Consider the following 19651-nt stretch of genomic DNA (forward strand, 5'->3'; position numbering starts at 1 on the left):
AAAGAGGCGGTTAAACGAGTGGATGATTCAAAGGAATGGTTAATAGAAGAATTGAAAAAGGTAGAAGCTTGGGAAAAAGATCAAAATGATTTATGGTTTTTCGAGAAAATTGGGCGGTTACCATTTAAGATTATTGATAAATGGACACCTAAGTTCATTCAAGATAAAATTGGAATTCTACTGGACGAGCTTGGACAATACGTTCAAACAGGTGGAAACTACCTTAGTTCAGTATCTAAAATCCCTTCGTATTATCCTAAACTAGAGATACAAACGATTGAGGATGTAAAAACGCTTCCTATCTCTAAAATGGATCAGGCAGTAGACGGGCTGACTAAAAACAGAAAAAACTTAGCCACCCTGCAAGGAGCTGGAACCGGTATTGGAGGTATTTTCACATTATCGATTGATATCCCTCTCCTTTTAGGTTTACAGTTAAAAACTATACAGGACATTGCAATTTGCTATGGCTATGATCCAAATGATAAAAAAGAACGTTTATTTATTGTAAAATGTCTTCAATTTATCTCCTCTGACATTGTTGGTAAGGAAGCAATCCTTTCCCAATTATCCATGTTTGATAACCAAGATGAATCAGCAAAACGAGAGGTTCTATCAGAAATGCAAGGTTGGCGTGAAGTCGTGTATTCTTACCGAGATCAATTTGGTTGGAAGAAGCTGTTTCAAATGATTCCGATTGCCGGTCTCATATTCGGTGCATTCATTAATCGTTCAGCAGTGCATGATATAGCGGAAGCGAGCAAAATGCTATATAGAAAGAGAAGGATACTTGAAGAGTTGGAGTATGACTAAATCATCATTGAAAAAACATAAGACCTTACCCATCAATAGGTAAGGTCTAGCATACAATTATTTACACTCTTTTTAAAATTCTTGGTTACTTTTTAAAACAGTATTATTAATTATAAGAACATGCCTGCTATGGCAGCGCTTAATAATGAAGCCAACATTCCTGCGGCGACAGCTCTAAATCCTAAGCGTGCAACATCATCGCGACGACTCGGTGCCATAGAACCTAAACCACCTAACAACATCGCCATCGAACTTAAGTTTGCAAATCCACATAATGCAAAGCTTATTACAATTACTGTTTTCGGAGACAATGATGCAATTTCAGGTGCAAAAGCAGAATATGCAACGAATTCGTTTAACACTAGTTTTTGCCCTATAAAAGATCCTGCTTGTACTGCTTCTGACCAAGGAACACCTATAATAAATGCAAGTGGTGAAAAAACGAATCCTAAAATCCCCTCAAGTGTTAACTCCTTAAATCCAAAAATACTTCCTAATCCACCTAGTAGTCCATTAAGAAGTGCGATTATTGCGATAAAAGCAAGTAACATTGCACCGACGTTTAACGCCAATTTTAATCCATCACTAGCACCTCGAGCAGCTGCATCAACTACGTTGACAGATGAATCATCTTTTTCCATTGTAAAGTTTTCTTCATTCACAACTTCCGTTTCGGGAATCATGATTTTCGCTAAAATTAATCCTGCTGGTGCAGCCATAAAGCTGGCAGCAACCAAATATTCTAGTGGAACCCCTAATAATGCATATCCTACTAAAACTGCCCCTGAAACCGAAGCAAGTCCACCGGTCATAATAGCAAAAAGCTCTGATTTTGTCATATTCGCTATAAACGGTCGGATAACAAGAGGTGCCTCCGTCTGCCCTACAAAAATATTAGCAGCAGCCGAAACAGATTCTGCCCTACTAGTTCCCAAAAGCCTTGAAAGAGCTCCACCGAGAATTCGGATAAAGAACTGCATAATGCCTAAATAATATAAAACGGAAATTAGAGACGAGAAGAAAATGATAACAGTCAATACTTGAAAAGCAAAGACAAAACCGAAATTTTCTGTATCTGCTGCAGGACCAAATACGAAGGAAATTCCTTCACTTGCATAAGAAATTAAATTTTGTATACCATTTGAAAAAGCTAGGAGACCTTCACGCCCTGTTTCCCATTTTAAAACAATAAAAGCAAACAAAATTTGGATTACTAATCCTCCTAAAACCGTTCGCAAATTGATTGATTTTTTTGAACTTGACAATAAAAAAGCTATACCAAGAATAGCAATTATACCGCAAATTCCCCATAATACGTTCATATTAGACACCTTCTTTGTATGTAGTAGAAAACAATCCCTTTATAAAATCCCTTAATTAGACATCTTACAACAGACAACCATTATCAATCATATCAAATAATACAAAGGATTTAATGTGTAACATCATCCTACGTTTCCAAAATTTATAAATACCTAAAACCATCTGTCTATCAGGAACTGACTTGAATAGTAATTCCCTAAATCAAAAAAATTATCACATTCTATTTTTTAATATTTGCTCTTTATCTAATTCAATTAAAAAAGTTCTAATGCCAAACTTAGCACTAGAACTTTTCCTAAATCAATATTGAAATTTATACTTAAATGTTTTACTGAGTTTGACCGAGCTACTAATAACTAAGAAAAATAATTTATATAATTATCAATATAAAATTAATTACATTGAGATTGATAAATTCGTTCAATTGTTTCTAACCACGTGTTTAGAATGATTGGAAATACCGCTTCATCAATATCAAATTTTTCATGATGATGACCAGCAGCTAATGTTGTACCAAAAATAGCATATGTTGCAACTCCACCTTGTTGCTGAACTTGATCCATCATATAAGTTGCATCCTCTGAACCACCTGCAAACTTACTTCGCAACAAAACCTCCTCTACACCATCAATACCTTTAGCTGCAAGGCCAACTAAATCAATTAATTCTTCGGAAGATGCACACGTTTTAGCTTCGCCAACTATTTCGTAAGAAAGCTCAGTTCCATACATTTTAGAGGCACCTTCTAAAACTGATAGTGCTTGCTCATGTACATAAGTATGAACCGAGTTATTTTCACCACGTGTTTCTAATTTTAATGAGGCATGAGCTGGTACAATATTACGACCATCTCCTGATATACAAGTTCCAACATTGATACGTGATGCACCATCACTATGTTGTGTAATTGTATGAAGACCCAGTATTGCCGAAGCTGCAGCAAGTAAAGCATTTTTCCCCTTTTCAGGTTCAGCCCCCGCATGTGCAGCTTTCCCAGTAAATTTTGCATCTATTTTAGTTGTAGCTAAAAAACCATCTGCACCAGCTATTACTGTACCCAATGGTACATTTATTCCTACATGCATACTTAAAAAATAATCCACATCATCTACAACTCCAGCAGCCACCATCGACTTTGCTCCGCGTACACCTTCTTCAGCTGGTTGAAAAATGATTTTAATAGTACCTTTAATTTGATCCATATTATTTGCAAGGGCTTTTGCTAAGCCTAAACCAATTGCGCTATGAGCATCATGTCCACAAGCATGCATTTTCCCTGCATATTTTGAGCGAAAATCAAATTGTTTCGGAAGATGTGTAATTTCATCATTTTCCAGTATATCTAACGCATCCATATCAAATCGGAAAGCAATCGTTGGACCTGCTTTCTTTCCTTTAAGTGTACCAACAACCCCTGTATATCCCCCAACCATCTTTTCCATATATCCTAAGTAACCGCCATTACTTTTGGCAGTTTCATAGTAACCTGCTAACTCGTCATCAGAAGGTACACCCATTCTTTCTTCTGATACAACCTCTTTGCCTACCTGTACTTGAAATCCTAATATACTCAATTCATGTGCGATTATTGAAGCTGTTCGAAATTCCGTCCAGCCTGTCTCAGGGTACTGATGGAAATCCCTTCTCCACGCAACCATTTGCTCGATTAAATTGGAAGTAGTTGTAAATATTTTCATCATCCACACTCCTTAGACTAATAGTTAGATATATGTCCTACTAAAACAAAAATAGTTAAATTAGGAAAAGAACAAGAAAGCTTACCTGCAACACAACTTGCTCATATTTGTGCTACAAAGACTTAAAATTGACTTCCTGTACCTTTAGAAACTTTTGCATAAATTGAACAATTTCAGTATTCATTTTAATATGATTTTCAATTTTTTCCGTTTGGTGACCTTCATCCTCAAAAATAATAAGTTCTACTTGCTTTCCTTGCTCTATTAAATCTGCCGTAAGCTGTTCGGCTTCACTAACAGGAACTCGGGTATCGTTTCTGCCGTGGAAAATAAGTAATGGTACTTTTATTTTTTCGGAATGATTTAATGGTGCGATTTCTTCAAAGAAATCAACATCATCTTTTAATGAACCATATTCATATTCACGTAATTTTCTGCGCCAATCCCCTGTATTTTCTAAGAATGATTTGAAATGGGATATCCCTACAATATCGACTCCTGCCGCCCATATATCAGCATAATGTGTTAGGGCAGCTAAAACCATAAATCCACCATAGCTACGTCCCATAATACCGATTCGTTCGGAGTCCACACCATGATTATTTACTAAATCATTTGCTAGCCATTTTAAATCGGCTACTGGATCCATACGCTTTCGTACATCATCCAATTTCACATATTTTCGTCCGTATCCCATACTTCCTCGCACATTCGGTGCTGCTACTGCAAAGCCATTAGCTGCTAGGTACTGAATCACAGGGTTATACTCAGCACGTATTTGATACTCAGGTCCACCGTGAACATACACTACTACCGGCTGAGCTTCTTCTTTTTTACCATATAAAAAGTAAGGTACTTCCAAACCATCAAAAGAAGAGAATGTACAAAGCTCAGGTTGCTGCCACAAGTGTTGTACTTCCTTAGCCTCGCCAATGAATGTGACACGTTCTATTTGGTTGTCATTCAAAGATACTCTCCAAATATCACCAGGAAGTATTGGGCTTTTTAGTCCAAAGTAAAGTTCATTATCATTTAGCCAAGTTAGAGATTCCACTACTCCGCTTGGAACGCCTTCTATATAATGATGCTTTTGTTTTGTTAAATCATAAATTCCAAGAAGTGAGACTCCACCTTCGTTTGTAGTAAACGCTAGGATAGAATTATTTGGGGATAATTTAATTTCTTCAATATCCCATTTGTCGAATGTTAGAAGTTCCTGCAATTGAGAAGATTCCTTAAAATTAAATTGGTGAATGCCTAAAGTATCTTGACCAACATCAGTCAGGATGAATCCACTCTCCCCATTATTACTCTGCTGAAGCGATTGATATCTAGCTAAAGGATTTCCTTCAAAGAGTTTACAAAGCTCTTTCTTTTTTAAGTTTAGTATGTAATAAGATTGATCAATATTTGTTTCAGGCATGCTAATGATTAAATGCTCTCCATCCTTTGTCCAAGCAATAGGAGTACAATTACCATCTACCTGATAAACGACTTCCTCTGTTTTGGTCTCCATATCCAGGATAAATACATCAAAGTAACCTGGATGACGACGATTACTTGTGAAAGCAATTTTACTTTCGTCAGGAGACCAACCACCAAATTGGTGGAAATGTTCTTTTGATACTACAAGTTCCTCTGCGTACAGGTCTTTTTCTCTCAATAAGTGAAATTGCTGTTTTTCATTTCCTTTTTCGTCTATACCAACAATCATTTGCTTTCCTGACGGAGAATGGTATGCCGCTAAAACTCTGTCTGGTAGGTCTGAGTATTGTTGAATTTCTGCTGTTGTCACATCCCACTTCCAAACTTGTGGAATACCAGTTTCTTTAGAAATAAAGGTAATAGCTTGCTGATTTGTGAGCACTTGAGGCTGGAATCCTCCACGGACATTTAAGTACTCAGATAAAATTTGATCCGAATTTATCATTATTTTCAGTCTCCTTTTTATAGATAGATTCTATATTTATGTATTTCAGCTAATAGTAAATAATTAATCCAATAATGCTTACAAAAATTGAAGACGCAGCTAAACTAGCAACCGAGAAAAACAATACTTGGGCTATTTTTTGTTTAAATTGATTTAAATTTGCATCATTTGCAAGCTGCTGATTTGCACGTTCTAGTGATCTAGACTTGTTCATAGGAATTATAAAATGCCCTAGTGATCGAAATCCCCTAGTAAACATATTAAAGAATCTAGTTTGCCAAATATTAATACAAGCTGATATTATTGCAGCCGCTAAACCGAAAAGAAATGTGTAGTTAATCCATTCAGTTAGTGTCCAATTTGAGAGCAACATGATTCCTCCCCAAAGCATGGACAGAACACTTGTAAGTATAAAAAATCTTTTCATCCTATCACCTCGTATTAATTTGAATCTGTTTTAGTTATAAGAAAAAAAGATAAAGCCCCTTACAATTCCATGTCTTCTTAGAAAAGCTTACGCTCTCTTCGGTAAACTGCTGGCGAAGGGACTCTATCAATTTACAACTCACAATTTATGAATAAACCGTTTTATTTCGTTTTTTCTGCCCATTTAAATTGAGGGTAACGATTCACATAATAGGCGATGTTTTCAAAGTCAGGATTTGTTAAGTAATTATATTTATAGAAATTTACAGGCATAAACGGCATATCCGTCATCAAAATTTTCTCCGCTTGATGCAAAAGTTCATAGCGTTTATTTACATCTTGTTCCACTTTGGATTTAGCAATAATAGAATCAAATTCTTTATTTACCCATCCTGTACGGTTGTTAGGGCTGTCACCTAGGTAATAATCAAGATTTACAACTGGATCAACGAAAATTCCAATCCATCCCATACGAGCCATTTGGAAATTCCCTTGTTTTGTTGTTTCCAAATAAGTACCCCACTCTTGGTTACTTAGTTTAAGTTTTACACCTAAGTTTTGATCAATCATTTCTTGTACTGCTTCTGCAATTTTTTTATGATTTTCAGCTGTGTTATAAAGTAAAGTTACTTCTGGGAGCTTACTCCAGCCTTCTTCAGCCATACCTTCTGCTAACAGCTTTTTAGCTTCCTTAGTATTTTCTTCAAAGTAATCTCCACCAACTTTACGGAAATCTCCTTCTGGTGTTTCTGCACCTTCAGGAACCATTGCAAACGCTGGTGTTTCTCCACCTAATGTTACATTTTCAGTCAAAGCTTTACGGTCGATTGACATTGCGAAAGCTTTACGAACTTTTTCATTTGTAAATGGTTCTTTTTTAACATTAAACATATACATATACGTTCCGTAGTAAGGTACTTCACTATACTCTTCATTATCTTTTTCAGTTGCAAGTACATCACTTGGTAATGTACTGATTAAATCCAATTCACCTGTTTTGAACATTTGATAATAAGTTGTAGCTTCATTTACTATTTTGAAAGTAACTTTGTCTAATTTAACTACATCTTTATCGTAGTATTCATTGTTCTTTTCAATCACTACATTACTTTCGTGCTTCCAATCAGTCATCTTAAATGGACCATTACTAATGTATGTTTTTGCATCTGCAGCCCAATTATCATTACTTTCAACTAGCTTTTGTTGAACTGGATAGAATGTCCATAATGTAAGTAAGCTATCAAAGTAACCTAATGGAGCATTCAATTGAACTTCAAGTGTTTTATCATCAACAGCAGTTATCCCAACATTCTCCACTTTACCTTTACCTTTGTTGTATTCTTCTGCACCTTTAATATAGTAAAGGTAAAATGAAAACGCACTACCAGTTTCGGGATTTAAAACCCTTTTCCAAGCATATTCGAAGTCACCTGCAGTAACTTGAGAACCATCTGACCATTTTGCGTCATCACGGAGAGTAAACGTATAAGTCTTTCCATCATCAGATGTCTTCACATCTTTAGCAGCTCCTAAAACTGGCTTTCCATCCTTATCACGAGTATATAGACCTTCAAGAATATGATCTAGTACCCAACCAGAAGTCGTATCTGTTGCCTTAGCAGGGTCAATTGCTGGAGGTTCACTCATCGCATTTACAACAATCTCTTGTTTAATGTTACCCTTTTCTGTTTTATCCCCTTTGGATGATTCATCTTCTCCTCCACCATAACATCCTGCTAAAGCAGAGCCTGCTACTAGTACTAAAAGTAATGACAATAACCATTTTTTCATTTTATTTCCCCCTTCTTTCTATTCATATTAATATAAGTGACAAGCCGTCCAATGCTCTTTCTCTACTTCTTTCCACTGAGGCTCTTGCAATGCGCATACCTCCATTGCATGTGGGCATCTTGTTCGGAATCGACAACCACTAGGTGGATTAGTCGGGCTTGGTGGATCACCTGCAAGGACAATTCGCTCTCTTTTTGCATCTCGTGGATTTGTTTTCGGTATAGCTGATAATAATGCCTGTGTATATGGGTGTAATGGGTTTGTGAACATATCGTCACTATTACTTAATTCCATCATCTTACCTAAGTACATGACACCGATTCGATCACTAATATGTTTAACCATGCCTAGGTCATGAGCAATAAATAGATATGTCAAATCTTCAGATATCTTCAAATCTTCCAATAGATTAATAACTTGTGCCTGAATAGAGACATCGAGTGCTGAAATAGGCTCATCCGCTACGATAAATTTTGGTTCTACTGCCAATGCGCGTGCTATGCCAATTCGTTGTCTTTGCCCACCGCTAAATTCATGAGGATAGCGTTTCGCATGTTGCGGACTCAAACCAACACGCTCTAATAATTCATAAATTCGATTTGTACGATCTTTTCCAGTAAAAAGCTTATAGGCATCGATTCCTTCAGCAATAATGTCGCCCACTCGCATTCTAGGGTTTAGAGATGCATGTGGATCTTGGAAAATAATCTGCATTTCTTTATTCACATTTCTTTTCATTTCTTTATTTAATTGTTTAATATTTTGACCGTTATAAATGATATCCCCATCTGATGCTGCCTGGAGTCCAACAAGTGTTTTCCCTAAAGTAGACTTACCACTCCCACTCTCTCCAACAAGACCAAATGTTTCACCTTTTCGGATGTAGAATGAGATATCATCAACTGATTTAACAGTAACATCTGATTTAATTTTAAAATATTTTTTCAAAGACTGAATTTCTACTAAATTCTTAGTCAATACTCTCACTCCCAACTGTAACTGTTTTATCCTTTTCTAGAGCAAAAGGCATTTCCACTTTGGGTGCTCGAGAATCATTTAGCCAGCATCGTGCAGAATGCGATTCATCAATTTGGTAGTCTCCTGGCATTTCTTCTAAACAGATATCCATTGCATACTTGCATCGTGGTGCAAATGGACATCCCTTAGGCGGAGAAAAAAGATCAGGTGGAGAACCTTCAATTGGTATTAATTGTTTCTTTTCTGTTCCTTCTAAGTTCGGAATCGAGTTCAACAATCCCCAAGTATACGGGTGTTTCGGGTTTTCGAATAAATCGAAAACAGTTGCACTCTCAACCATGATTCCTCCATACATTACCATTACACGCTGAGCAGTTTCTGCCACAACACCTAAATCATGAGTAATGAGAATAATCGCTGTTTGAGTATCCTTTTGCAATTTCTTCATTAACTCTAAAACTTGTGCTTGAATAGTTACATCAAGAGCTGTTGTTGGTTCATCCGCTATAAGTAATTCTGGATTACAAGCAAGTGCAATTGCAATCATTACACGTTGTCTCATGCCTCCACTAAACTCATGTGGGAATTGGTTGTAACGCTCCTCTGGATTTGGAATCCCTACTTGCTTAATCATTTCTATCGCTTTCTTTTTGGCTTCTTGTTTAGATAATTTTTGATGAGTAATGAGTCCTTCAGCTATTTGCTTACCAACAATCATTGTTGGATTCAATGATGTCATTGGATCTTGAAATATCATGCCGATTTTAGAACCTTTTACTTTTCTCATTTCTCTTTTAGATGCTCTTAGTAGTTCTTTTCCTTGGAATTTAATACTGCCGCCTTTAATAATGCCTGGAGGTGTTGGAATTAGTCCCATAATAGATTGGACAGTGACACTTTTTCCACTACCACTTTCACCAACAATGGCAACTACTTCCCCTTTATCAACATGGAAAGAGACGTCTCTTACTGCCTTTACTTCCCCGCCGTATGTTTTAAAATTGATTTCTAAATTATTAACTTCTAGTAAATGATTCATAGTTTTGTACCTCCTACTTACGAGCTCTTGGATCGAGTGCATCTTGTATTCCATCACCAAAGGCGTTAAATGCAAACATCGTCAGTGCGATCATGAATCCAGGGAAAAACAATCTCCACCAATGTCCACTTAATATAACCCCAAGCGAATCATTAGCCATTGTTCCCCAGCTAGCAAAAGGAGCTTGTACGCCAAGTCCTAAGAAGCTTAAAAAGGCCTCTGCGAAAATAGCTGTAGGAATCGTAAATGTTAAATTAATAATGATAATCCCCATTGTATTTGGTAATAAATGACGCATAATAATTTTGATATGAGAAGTACCTAGTTTTTCAGCAGCTAAAACATACTCCTGAGATTTTAGTAGTAAAATTTGTCCTCTTATAATTCTCGCCATTCCTACCCAACCAGTAATAGATAAAGCTATTATTATTGTAGTTATACCTGGCTCCATAATAACCATTAATAGAATTACTACTAGTAAATAAGGAATTCCGTATAGAATTTCTACAATTCTCATTAGCAGACTGTCAACGCGATCTCCTAATTTACCTCTTCCTGCCATGTATCCAGATACACCACCGACTACTACGCCTAAAACTAAATCTACAATCGCTGCTATAAAACCAATAGTTAAAGATACACGTGCACCTTGCCATGTACGACTCCACATATCACGACCTAAGTTATCTGTTCCAAACCAATGCTCTCCTGATGGCGCTTTGTTGACATTCGTTAGATTTTGTTGGGAGCCACTATATGGAACCATCGATGGTCCAAAAAGTGCTAAAAAGATAATTACGACTAAAAGAAAAAGTCCTATTATAGCTAATTTATTTTTAAGAATACTAAGGAGAGTTTCCTTAAAAACTCCTAAACTAGGACGTTGAATTTCATCTGTCTGCAGCTTACTTGGATCTACTGGACGAAACATAGAATCGTTCAATACTTTTACCATCTGCTAATCCCCCTTGCTAGTCAGCTTAATTCTTGGATCAATAAAACGGTAAGAAATATCGATTAAAAATAAAGTGACAACTAAGATTGTACTGAAGAATACGGTTGTCCCCATGATGACAGGATAATCACGATTAAATATACTATCCACGAAGTATTTACCTATACCTGGGACTGCGAATATTTTTTCGATAACAAATGTACCTGTAATTAGCGAAACAAATAGTGGACCAATGAAGGATACAACCGGTAAAATCGCATTTCGAACTCCGTGATTTAGCACAATTTTAAAGGTAGATAATCCTTTAGCATCCGCCGTTTTAATATAGTTTTGATTCATAACCTCCACCATGCTAGAACGCATATATCTAGCAACAACCGCTAACGGTGTAGTTGCAAGTGCTAAAGTAGGGAGGACAGAATGTTGCCATGTTCCCCAAGAAGCTACAGGAAGAATTCCAAATTTCACTGCAAAAATATTGATAAGCAATGGAGATAATATAAAACTAGGAACCGATATACCGATAATGGCAAAGATCATCGCGGCATTATCGAGTAATCTATTATGATTTAATGCTGCGACGATACCTAGTAAGAGCCCGAAGATGAGCGCAACAATTATCGCTTGAATTCCGAGCGTAGCAGAGGCTGGGAATCCTGATGCTATAATGTCATTTACGGTACGCGATTCGGATTTAATGGATGGTCCTAAATCCAACATAACTAAATTTTTTAAATACAGGACATATTGCACTGGTACCGGTTCGTCTAAGTTATATTTAGCTCTCATATTTTCTACTACCTCTTTAGGTAGTACATCTGCATCTGATGCAAATGGATCTCCAGGAATCATATTCATGATAAAAAATGTTAATGAAGCTATGACCCAGATGGTAAGAATCATTGTCATGAATCTTTTTACAATATACATACCTAACTACACCCCCGTTCTAATTACTTCAACTTACTATGTATTGACACTTCCTAAAACTCCGTTTGTTGCTGCCATGGCAATAATTACACAGCCCCACATATGTTTATAAGCTGTAATCATGTCCTCACACGTAAAGCGTATTTTCTTTGGCCCAATTAATTCTACACTAGGAATAGTTGTTGTCATTTTGGCTTGTTGTGACCCTTTAAATTCGATTTCAAATGTTATAGGTCCCGATAATACAACTGGTTTTTGATCAGCAGCATTTTTTACTGCCACTTCGACTTTTTGTCGAATATGCTCACGCGCTATCTCAGGATGAATTAACTCTGCAGCAAAGCGATCTACTGCACGCTTCGTAATAGCTGCTTCTACATTAGGCAATGTTTCTAACACCTCGTTTATATACGCATCATCACCACTAATAAACAAAGGTGGCACACCAAATGCGCCTGCTACATAAGTATTCATCTCAGTTTCACCGACTACCTGACCATTGATTGTCATTTCATTCACGCAAATCCCTGCTAGCGTATGACTAATAACTGCTACATCAGAGCCCCCTTCGCGTCCATGATGACCGACAAACAAAATACCTTCAAAAGAATCATCCAAACCTTCAAGCTGGCACATCACTCTATTGTTCCCAGAGATTAGTCTAGCCCGTATGTCTAAGTCTTCAATTAGGATATTAGACATATTACCGTGGCCATCTGCTACCACCACTTCTGTAGCACCTCCATTAATGGCTCCTTCAATCGCTGCATTTACATCTGCTGTCATAAGCTTACGAAAACGTTGATATTCAGAAGGAGTTTTCAATTGTTGGTTAGTCGCTACACCTGAAATTCCTTCCATATCAGCCGAAATAAAAATTTTCATTGTTGCCTACCCCCTTGCATTGTTCTATAAAAAAGCCGAAGCTTTATTATTCTCTAGACACAGAATATAGATTATTCTAAAAATTTTATTTGGATTTTTAGAAAATATATTCAAATGTATTTTTGTGTACCTCAAGCTGAATGATCGTATTGACTTCAGTAATACAATCGATTTTATTAACTTCACGTAGAATTTCCGTGATTCTTATTTGATCTTTCACCGTTATTTGAAAAAGAATAGGAAATTCCCCTGACGTCAAAGTGATAAAACGAATCTCTCTAATCTCCTTTAAATCTTCAATTACCTTAGAGATTGAATTTGCTTTCACCTTGACTTGAATAATCGCTCCTGCTTTGAGTCCTACTGCCAAAGGATTTACTACGCCAACTACTTCAAGGAACCCTTTGTCTAATAAACTCTTATAGCGTAGACGAATAGTTTTTTCTGTCACTTTCAGACGTAACGATAATTCAGTAAAGGATAAACGGCCGTCTTTAGATAGATGCTTAATAATGCCGTGATCTAACTCATCGACTTCATATTTCAAGTGATCCCTTCTCTCTTTCCATTTTCTCTTTACTACTGGAATCAGGAATATTTTATAGTTTTATACCGCTTTACAATATTCAGAAAAAATTATATTATCTGAAAAAGGAATATTAGAGATTAGTTTATATTAACTATATTTATATTGCAATCCTTTTTTTATAAAAAATGGAGGTTTTGGAATGATAGCAATTAAGAATGCAATAATTTGGAATGGTAGTGGCGATTCTCTAGAAAATCACGTTATTTTCGTGAAAAATGGAGTTTTTGAAAAAATTGAGTCTAAGGCGCAAATAACAGAGGACTATACAGTAATTGATGCAAAAGGAAAAACAATTACACCTGGTTTAATAGATGTACATACTCATCTTGGAGTCTCTGAAGAAGGTGTTGGTAATGAAGGAGCTGATTTCAATGAAACTAGTCATCCAGTAACGCCGCAAATACGTGCTATAGATGGTATTAATCCTATGGAAATTGGATTTGCAGATGCTCGTAAAGCTGGGGTAACAACAGTTCAAGTAATGCCTGGAAGTGCTAATGTAATCGGAGGAGAGATGGTTGTATTAAAAACAACCGGTACTATTGTCGATGAGATGGTTATTAAATCACCTTCTGGTATGAAAGCAGCAACTGGAGAAAATCCTAAAAGATTTCATGGAGCTAAGGGAAAAATGCCTGTTACTAGAATGGGGGTTGCTGCCTTAATACGTGAGAAATTAATTGAGGCACAAAATTATATCAACTCTGAGAAAAAGGACAGAAAGCTAGATTTAGAAAATTTGGCTAAAGTGTTAAATAAAGAGATTCCTTTGCGAGTTCATGCACATAGAGCAGATGATATTTTAACAGTACTTCGCATTAAACGTGAATTTGATATTAATGTAACGATCGAACACTGTACTGAAGGGCATCATATCGCTGATTATATTACAAAACACGATGTGCGAGTATCTGTAGGACCCACTATGTCAACACGTTCAAAAGTAGAATTAAAAGATAAGAAATGGTCTACAATCAAAACACTACTAGATGCAGGAGTTCCGTGTTCTATTACTACAGATCATCCAGTCGTAGGTATTGAATATCTAGTAACAAGCGCTATACATGCAATTAAGAATGGCATAACCGAACAACAAGCCTTGCAAGCCATTACATTAAACGCTGCTAAGCATCTTGGAGTTGACGATCGAGTAGGGTCGATTTTGCCGAATAAAGATGCTGACTTTGTTATCTGGAGTGGTAATCCATTCAACCTTAACAGTAAGGTTGAAAAAGTATTTATTAATGGTGAAGTTGTTAATTGACTATACTAATTCTGTGTTAAGAAGAATTAGTACACTTAGTCCCTCAAATTTCTATTCATTATCTTATTTGATAGTCTAAGGTTAATTGCAAAATAAAAATTGATATATTACTTAAGAACTTTAGTGTAAGAATAGATCAAGGTTCTACTTAATAAAACAAGTGAGCCTTACCTCGATAATAATTGAGGTAAGGCTCACTATTTTGATTATTGTATTAATTTCAGCTTTAATTAAAGAAGGGTTTCTAATAATATTGGTGCAATTTAGAGTACACATTGAAATTAAATCTTGTGCCGTGATTGATAGTCTAATATGACTTTCATCCATTTCTAGTGCTTCTGCTAAAAAGCCTCCGAAGCTTCCGAAATAAAAATTTTCATTGTTGCCTACCCCTTGTATTGTTCTATAAAAAAGCCAAAGCTTTATTATTCTCCTGACAAAATACAGATTATTCTAAATTTTTTTTGGATTTTTAGAATATATATTCAAATGTATTTTTGTGTACCTCAAGCTGAATGATCTTTTTGACTTTAGTAATACAATCGGTTTTATTAACTTCACGTAGAATTTCCGTGATTCTTATTTGATCTTTCACCGTTATTTGAAAAAGAATAGGAAATTCCCCTGACGTCCTCAATTACCTTAGAGATTGAATTTGCTTTCACCTTGATTGAATAATCGCTCCTACTTTGAGTCCTACTGCCAAAGGATTTACTACGCCAACTACTTCAAGGAACCCTTTGTCTAATAAACTCTTATATCGTAGACGAATAGTTTTTTCTGTCACTTGTAGACGTATCGATAATTCAGTAAAGGATAAACGACTGTCTTTAGATAGATGCATAATAATACCGTGATCTAACTTATCCACTTCATATTTCAAATGATCCCTTCTCTCTTTCTATTTTCTCTTCACTACTGGAATCAGTAATATATTAACATTTTGTTCCTCTTTACAATATTCAGAAAAAATTATATTATCTGAAAAAGGAATATTAGAGATTAGTTTGTATTAACTATTTTTATATTACTATCCTTTTTTATAAAAATTGGGGGTTTTGGAATGCTAGCAATCAAAAACGGAGTAATTTGGAATGGTACTGGATAGCTTCTGGAAAATCACGTCATTTTCGTAAAAATGGGGTTTTTTAAAAGAATTGAATCTGAGGCTAAAATAACAGAAAAAGGCTATACAGTAATTGATGCAAAAGGAAAAGTAATCACACAAGGTTTAATAGATGTACATACTCATCTTGGAGTCTCTGAAGAAGGTGTTGGTATTGAAGGCGCTGATTTTAATGAAACTAGTCTTCCATTAACACACCGCAGATACGTACTTTAGATAGTATCAATCCTATTGAAATTAGCTAGTACCTAAGTATTTACTGGTATTAGAGACAGTACTAAAGTACACATGGAATACGATACTTAGAAAACTAAATAGAAAAGAGGTAAACACATGGAACTACCACAACAGCAAGAGTTGAAAAGAAGTCTTACCATGCGAAATTTGGTTATATTTGGTATGATTACAATGTCGCCACTTGCACCATATCAGGTGTTTGGTTCTGTATCACAGGCAAGTTACGGCATGGTTCCTCTTGTATACTTAATCGGTGCAGTCTTAATGTTCTTCACAGCATTGAGTTACGCTCGATTCAGTAAAGATTTCCCATCTGCAGGTTCGGTTTACACTTATGTAGGAAAGGGTATCAATCCACATGTTGGTTTCTTAGCAGGTTGGATTATGTTATCTGATTACATTCTCGCACCCGCCTTGATGTGTTTATTCTCAGGCTTGTGGTTATCAGGTTTATTCCCTGACATAAACATTAAAGTCTTAGCAGTCGTCTTTATATGTATTACGGGTTTAATCAATATTAGGGGTATACAGTTAAACGCTAAAGTGAATACATTCTTATTCATCGTACAAATTATAGCGTTAATCGTATTTATAGGATTTGCGATTAAATTTGTATTCATTGACGGTTTAGGTTTCGGAGGGTTCTCTATTCAACCATTTTTCCAACCTGAGCATATCGACTGGAAATTCGTGGCAACAGCATCATCTATGATTCTATTAGGTTTCGTAGGTTTTGATGGTATCAGTACACTTTCAGAAGAGGTGGAAAACCCTCAAAAAGTAGTAGGTAAGGCAACTATTATAGCATTAGCAACAACAGCGGCGTTATTCCTAATTCAGTCATACATGGCTTCATTAGCTCATCAAGGGTATAAAGATTTAGATCCAGACATGGCAATGTTTGATATTGCAAAAGAAATAGGCGGACAATACTTCTATGTAGCAATGATCATAATTAACGTAATAGCGGTAGGTTTAGCGGTGACATTAAACGTACAGTCTGCTGTATCGCGTGTATTATACTCAATGGGTAGAGACAACATGATTCCAGGCTCAACTTTCTTGAGAAAAATACATCCAAAATATAAAACACCTATAAATGCTATAATCCTATCTGTAATAGTCTCAGTTATTATGATTCTAACTGTTGATATAATGACAATTTTAATGTTAGTAAACTTCGGTGCAGTAACAGCCTTTATGGTATTGAATCTATCAACGGTCATATACTTCTACTTCAAGAAGAAGGAGAGAGGTGTCCGAGGATTCTTCTTCCACTTCTTATTCCCATTCATAGGGTTCGCTATATGCGCATTCGTTTGGTCGGGTTTCGATAAGACAACATTAACTATAGGTTTCGTTTGGTTAATCTCAGGTGCTATTCTTGGTTTTATCAAAACAAAGGGGTATAAAGAAAGTGGTTTTGAGATTAAGAACATGTAAGACCAAAAAGTAAAAACAATACTAAATAGTACATTTTTATGGAGGAGGAGTAGAAATACGCACTTCTCCTGTAATCTATATTCTAAATATATCAAATTGAAAAGGGGTAGAACATCATGAGACTAGAAGGAAAAGTAGCAATCGTAACAGGCGGAGCGCGAGGTATCGGAGAAGCCATCGTTCGAGATTTCGTAGCCGAAGGTGCAAGCGTAGTAATAGCTGACCTACTAGAGACAGAAGGTAATGCACTTGCAACTGAACTACAAGAAAAGGGGTATGATGTATACTTCCATATAACAGATGTATCATCTGAGGAAAGTATTAAAGCACTTAGAAACTTTACACTTATGAAGTTTAGTAAACTAGATGTAGTATGTAACAATGCAGCTATTAACATTCCAGGTGCAGTAACTGAACTATCAGAAGACACATGGACACGTACAATGGATGTTAATGTTAAATCCCAATTCTTAATGGGTAAACATACTGTACCACTTATGCAGAAGCAAGGTAAAGGTTCAATCATCAACATGGGTTCAGCTAACAGTTTCGTAGCAGAACCGCGCTTATCTGCTTATGTAGCTTCAAAAGGTGCTATCTTAATGCTAACAAGAGCGATGGCTTTGGATTACGCAAAAGACAACATTCGAGTCAACTGTATTTGCCCAGGTTGGGTAGATACGACATTAAACGATGCACATGCTGAGTTATATGGTGGTCGAGATGTAGTATTACAAGACTTATCTTCTATTCAACCAATTGGTCGTGCAATCAACCCAAGTGAAATCGCTAAAGTAGCAACATTCTTAGCTTCAGATGATTCATCTTGTATGACTGGTTCTCCTGTAATTGCTGATGGTGGCATAACAGCAGGTGCATAGTACTAAAGGGGTAAAACTAATAAAAACACGCATACAATCCTAAAATAAGCAGGTAGGCAGTTACTTATACTAACGGTCAACCTGCTTTTATATTTAAAGGGTTGGAATTTAAGATGGTAAAAGAAGCCCTAATTAAATAGAGGTAATACAATGTCGGATATTGCCGAATAAAGATGCTGACTTTGTTATCTGGATTGGTAATCCATTCGACCTTAACAGTAAGGTTGAAAAAGTATTTATTAATGGTGAAGTTGTTAATTGACTATACTAATTTTGTGTTAAGAAGAATTAGTACACTTAGTCCCTCAAATTTCTATTTATGATCTTATTTGAATAGTCTAAGGTTAATTGCAATATAAAAATTGAGATATTTCTTAAGAACTTTAGTGTCAGAATAGCGCTACTTAATAAAACTAAGTGAGCCTTACCTCAATTATAATTGTGGTAAGGCTCACTATTTTGATTTTCGTATTAATTCCAGCTTAATCTAAAGGAGTTTCTAATAATGGTCCAATTCAGAATACACATTGCAGTTACCAATTCCCCCCTCTATCATTAGCTTAAATAATAGCATCAAACATGGTTAGAAATAATTTGTTTTAACTTCTCTTGTAAATTAGGTAAATCTTGTGTCGTGATTGATAGTCTAATATGACTTTCATCCATTTCCAATGCTTCTGCTAAAAACCCTCCGAAACCTCTTGCTTTTCGATCCACTTGCATGAGTATTTCTGCAGATTGTTCAGTTTGTGAAAGGAACAAAATTTCTAGTTCATCTAGCTTTCCTCTATAAACTCCGTTTGTTGGAATAAACTCGAATTCTTGCACAAACGGATAATTACTACGTATTTTAGACGAAGCTTGCTCACATTCCACTTTGCGTAGTTTGAAGCCGATTTGATCTATCGTCTCTAAAATTTGCGCCACAAGTCTAGTTGGACGAATAGCTATAAAATCTTTATCTGTAGGATCTACACTATTTTTAATATCTAATCCTGTACTAACCCAAACTTGTGTATTCCCATATGTAATTGGCGTATCAGCTGGGAGATTGATTTCAAACGGAATCACTTTTGTTTCATTAATTCCAATAGTAAACGGAGCAGTGATTTTATATTGTTTCACTGTCGCAGAATCTGTATACTTTTTATCATCTGACTCTCGGATATAAGTAGTATTCACAGTCAAATAAATGGAATCAATTTGTTGCTCGATATTCCCTCCATACACTTCAACTTCTCCTCGCATTGTTTCACCAGCGATATACTCTGCTTTTTCCAGTTTCGTATCAACCTTAGCTCCGCCTACTCCAAAACTCGCTAGTATTTTATTAAAGAATGACAT

Annotated in this window: 18 protein-coding genes; 5 read left to right on the forward strand and 13 right to left on the reverse strand. The window is 36.0% G+C overall.

Annotation, left to right across the window (positions count from 1 at the left end; genetic code table 11):
• Positions 1-18: 18 nt before the first annotated feature.
• Positions 19-813: an EcsC family protein gene (locus tag AC3IS5_RS14115; protein ID WP_489424991.1), complete on the forward strand. Its 795-nt coding sequence runs from the start codon at positions 19-21 to the stop codon at positions 811-813.
• Positions 814-923: 110 nt separating this feature from the next.
• Here the strand turns inward: AC3IS5_RS14115 and AC3IS5_RS14120 are convergent, their stop codons facing one another.
• The 11 genes from AC3IS5_RS14120 to AC3IS5_RS14170 form a co-directional block, all read right to left on the reverse strand.
• Positions 924-2135, reverse strand: coding sequence for a NupC/NupG family nucleoside CNT transporter (locus AC3IS5_RS14120; RefSeq protein WP_489424992.1), 1212 nt, complete (start codon positions 2133-2135; stop codon positions 924-926).
• A 393-nt stretch (positions 2136-2528) separates the two neighbouring features.
• Positions 2529-3833, reverse strand: a complete 1305-nt coding sequence (locus AC3IS5_RS14125) for an amidohydrolase (RefSeq protein ID WP_489424993.1) — start codon at positions 3831-3833, stop codon at positions 2529-2531.
• A 112-nt stretch (positions 3834-3945) separates the two neighbouring features.
• Entirely contained in the window at positions 3946-5763 is a 1818-nt protein-coding gene (locus AC3IS5_RS14130; protein ID WP_489424994.1) for a S9 family peptidase, read from the reverse strand.
• Positions 5764-5812: 49 nt separating this feature from the next.
• Complete coding sequence (locus AC3IS5_RS14135) at positions 5813-6190, reverse strand: DUF3899 domain-containing protein (RefSeq protein WP_489424995.1); 378 nt, start codon at positions 6188-6190, stop codon at positions 5813-5815.
• A gap of 161 nt (positions 6191-6351) precedes the next feature.
• On the reverse strand, positions 6352-7980 hold the full coding sequence (locus tag AC3IS5_RS14140; protein WP_489424996.1) for a peptide ABC transporter substrate-binding protein: 1629 nt from the start codon (positions 7978-7980) through the stop codon (positions 6352-6354).
• A 27-nt stretch (positions 7981-8007) separates the two neighbouring features.
• Positions 8008-8958, reverse strand: coding sequence for an ABC transporter ATP-binding protein (locus AC3IS5_RS14145; RefSeq protein ID WP_489424997.1), 951 nt, complete (start codon positions 8956-8958; stop codon positions 8008-8010).
• The gene (locus AC3IS5_RS14150; protein ID WP_489424998.1) at positions 8951-9997 is read right to left on the reverse strand and encodes an ABC transporter ATP-binding protein; all 1047 of its coding nucleotides are present in this window, start codon (positions 9995-9997) and stop codon (positions 8951-8953) included. The genes AC3IS5_RS14145 and AC3IS5_RS14150 overlap by 8 nt, the downstream gene beginning before the upstream one ends.
• A 13-nt stretch (positions 9998-10010) precedes the next feature.
• Positions 10011-10952, reverse strand: a complete 942-nt coding sequence (locus AC3IS5_RS14155) for an ABC transporter permease (protein ID WP_489424999.1) — start codon at positions 10950-10952, stop codon at positions 10011-10013.
• A gap of 3 nt (positions 10953-10955) precedes the next feature.
• Positions 10956-11882, reverse strand: a complete 927-nt coding sequence (locus AC3IS5_RS14160; protein ID WP_489425000.1) for an ABC transporter permease — start codon at positions 11880-11882, stop codon at positions 10956-10958.
• A 36-nt stretch (positions 11883-11918) separates the two neighbouring features.
• Positions 11919-12767: a M55 family metallopeptidase gene (locus tag AC3IS5_RS14165; protein ID WP_489425001.1), complete on the reverse strand. Its 849-nt coding sequence runs from the start codon at positions 12765-12767 to the stop codon at positions 11919-11921.
• A 97-nt stretch (positions 12768-12864) separates the two neighbouring features.
• On the reverse strand, positions 12865-13314 hold the full coding sequence (locus tag AC3IS5_RS14170) for an Lrp/AsnC family transcriptional regulator (protein ID WP_489425002.1): 450 nt from the start codon (positions 13312-13314) through the stop codon (positions 12865-12867).
• Positions 13315-13495: 181 nt separating this feature from the next.
• Between AC3IS5_RS14170 and AC3IS5_RS14175 the strand changes: the two genes are divergently transcribed.
• Positions 13496-14620, forward strand: coding sequence for an amidohydrolase (locus tag AC3IS5_RS14175; protein ID WP_489425003.1), 1125 nt, complete (start codon positions 13496-13498; stop codon positions 14618-14620).
• A gap of 661 nt (positions 14621-15281) precedes the next feature.
• Here AC3IS5_RS14175 and AC3IS5_RS14180 read toward each other — a convergent pair.
• Positions 15282-15503, reverse strand: coding sequence for an Lrp/AsnC family transcriptional regulator (locus tag AC3IS5_RS14180; protein ID WP_489425004.1), 222 nt, complete (start codon positions 15501-15503; stop codon positions 15282-15284).
• A 255-nt stretch (positions 15504-15758) separates the two neighbouring features.
• Between AC3IS5_RS14180 and AC3IS5_RS14185 the strand changes: the two genes are divergently transcribed.
• The 3 genes from AC3IS5_RS14185 (at position 15759) to AC3IS5_RS14195 (ending at position 18307) form a co-directional block, all read left to right on the forward strand.
• Entirely contained in the window at positions 15759-15962 is a 204-nt protein-coding gene (locus AC3IS5_RS14185) for a hypothetical protein (RefSeq protein ID WP_489425005.1), read from the forward strand.
• Positions 15963-16079: 117 nt separating this feature from the next.
• Complete coding sequence (locus AC3IS5_RS14190; RefSeq protein ID WP_489425006.1) at positions 16080-17426, forward strand: APC family permease; 1347 nt, start codon at positions 16080-16082, stop codon at positions 17424-17426.
• Positions 17427-17542: 116 nt separating this feature from the next.
• A complete protein-coding gene (locus tag AC3IS5_RS14195) occupies positions 17543-18307 on the forward strand; it encodes an SDR family NAD(P)-dependent oxidoreductase (RefSeq protein ID WP_489425007.1) in 765 nt (254 codons plus the stop codon).
• A 573-nt stretch (positions 18308-18880) separates the two neighbouring features.
• Here the strand turns inward: AC3IS5_RS14195 and AC3IS5_RS14200 are convergent.
• The gene (locus AC3IS5_RS14200; protein ID WP_489425008.1) at positions 18881-19651 is read right to left on the reverse strand and encodes a sporulation protein; all 771 of its coding nucleotides are present in this window, start codon (positions 19649-19651) and stop codon (positions 18881-18883) included.

The organism is Viridibacillus sp. KH_047, assembly GCF_057838945.1.

Bases quoted from the DNA above. Each gene is read 5' to 3' on its own strand.
- AC3IS5_RS14120 (WP_489424992.1), bottom strand. From the start codon at position 2,135: ATGAACGTATTATGGGGAATTTGCGGTATAATTGCTATTCTTGGTATA.
- AC3IS5_RS14125 (WP_489424993.1), bottom strand. From the start codon at position 3,833: ATGAAAATATTTACAACTACTTCCAATTTAATCGAGCAAATGGTTGCG.
- AC3IS5_RS14130 (WP_489424994.1), bottom strand. From the start codon at position 5,763: ATGATAAATTCGGATCAAATTTTATCTGAGTACTTAAATGTCCGTGGA.
- AC3IS5_RS14135 (WP_489424995.1), bottom strand. From the start codon at position 6,190: ATGAAAAGATTTTTTATACTTACAAGTGTTCTGTCCATGCTTTGGGGA.
- AC3IS5_RS14140 (WP_489424996.1), bottom strand. From the start codon at position 7,980: ATGAAAAAATGGTTATTGTCATTACTTTTAGTACTAGTAGCAGGCTCT.
- AC3IS5_RS14150 (WP_489424998.1), bottom strand. From the start codon at position 9,997: ATGAATCATTTACTAGAAGTTAATAATTTAGAAATCAATTTTAAAACA.
- AC3IS5_RS14155 (WP_489424999.1), bottom strand. From the start codon at position 10,952: ATGGTAAAAGTATTGAACGATTCTATGTTTCGTCCAGTAGATCCAAGT.
- AC3IS5_RS14160 (WP_489425000.1), bottom strand. From the start codon at position 11,882: ATGTATATTGTAAAAAGATTCATGACAATGATTCTTACCATCTGGGTC.
- AC3IS5_RS14165 (WP_489425001.1), bottom strand. From the start codon at position 12,767: ATGAAAATTTTTATTTCGGCTGATATGGAAGGAATTTCAGGTGTAGCG.
- AC3IS5_RS14175 (WP_489425003.1), top strand. From the start codon at position 13,496: ATGATAGCAATTAAGAATGCAATAATTTGGAATGGTAGTGGCGATTCT.
- AC3IS5_RS14185 (WP_489425005.1), top strand. From the start codon at position 15,759: ATGGGGTTTTTTAAAAGAATTGAATCTGAGGCTAAAATAACAGAAAAA.
- AC3IS5_RS14190 (WP_489425006.1), top strand. From the start codon at position 16,080: ATGGAACTACCACAACAGCAAGAGTTGAAAAGAAGTCTTACCATGCGA.
- AC3IS5_RS14195 (WP_489425007.1), top strand. From the start codon at position 17,543: ATGAGACTAGAAGGAAAAGTAGCAATCGTAACAGGCGGAGCGCGAGGT.
- AC3IS5_RS14200 (WP_489425008.1), bottom strand. From the start codon at position 19,651: ATGTCATTCTTTAATAAAATACTAGCGAGTTTTGGAGTAGGCGGAGCT.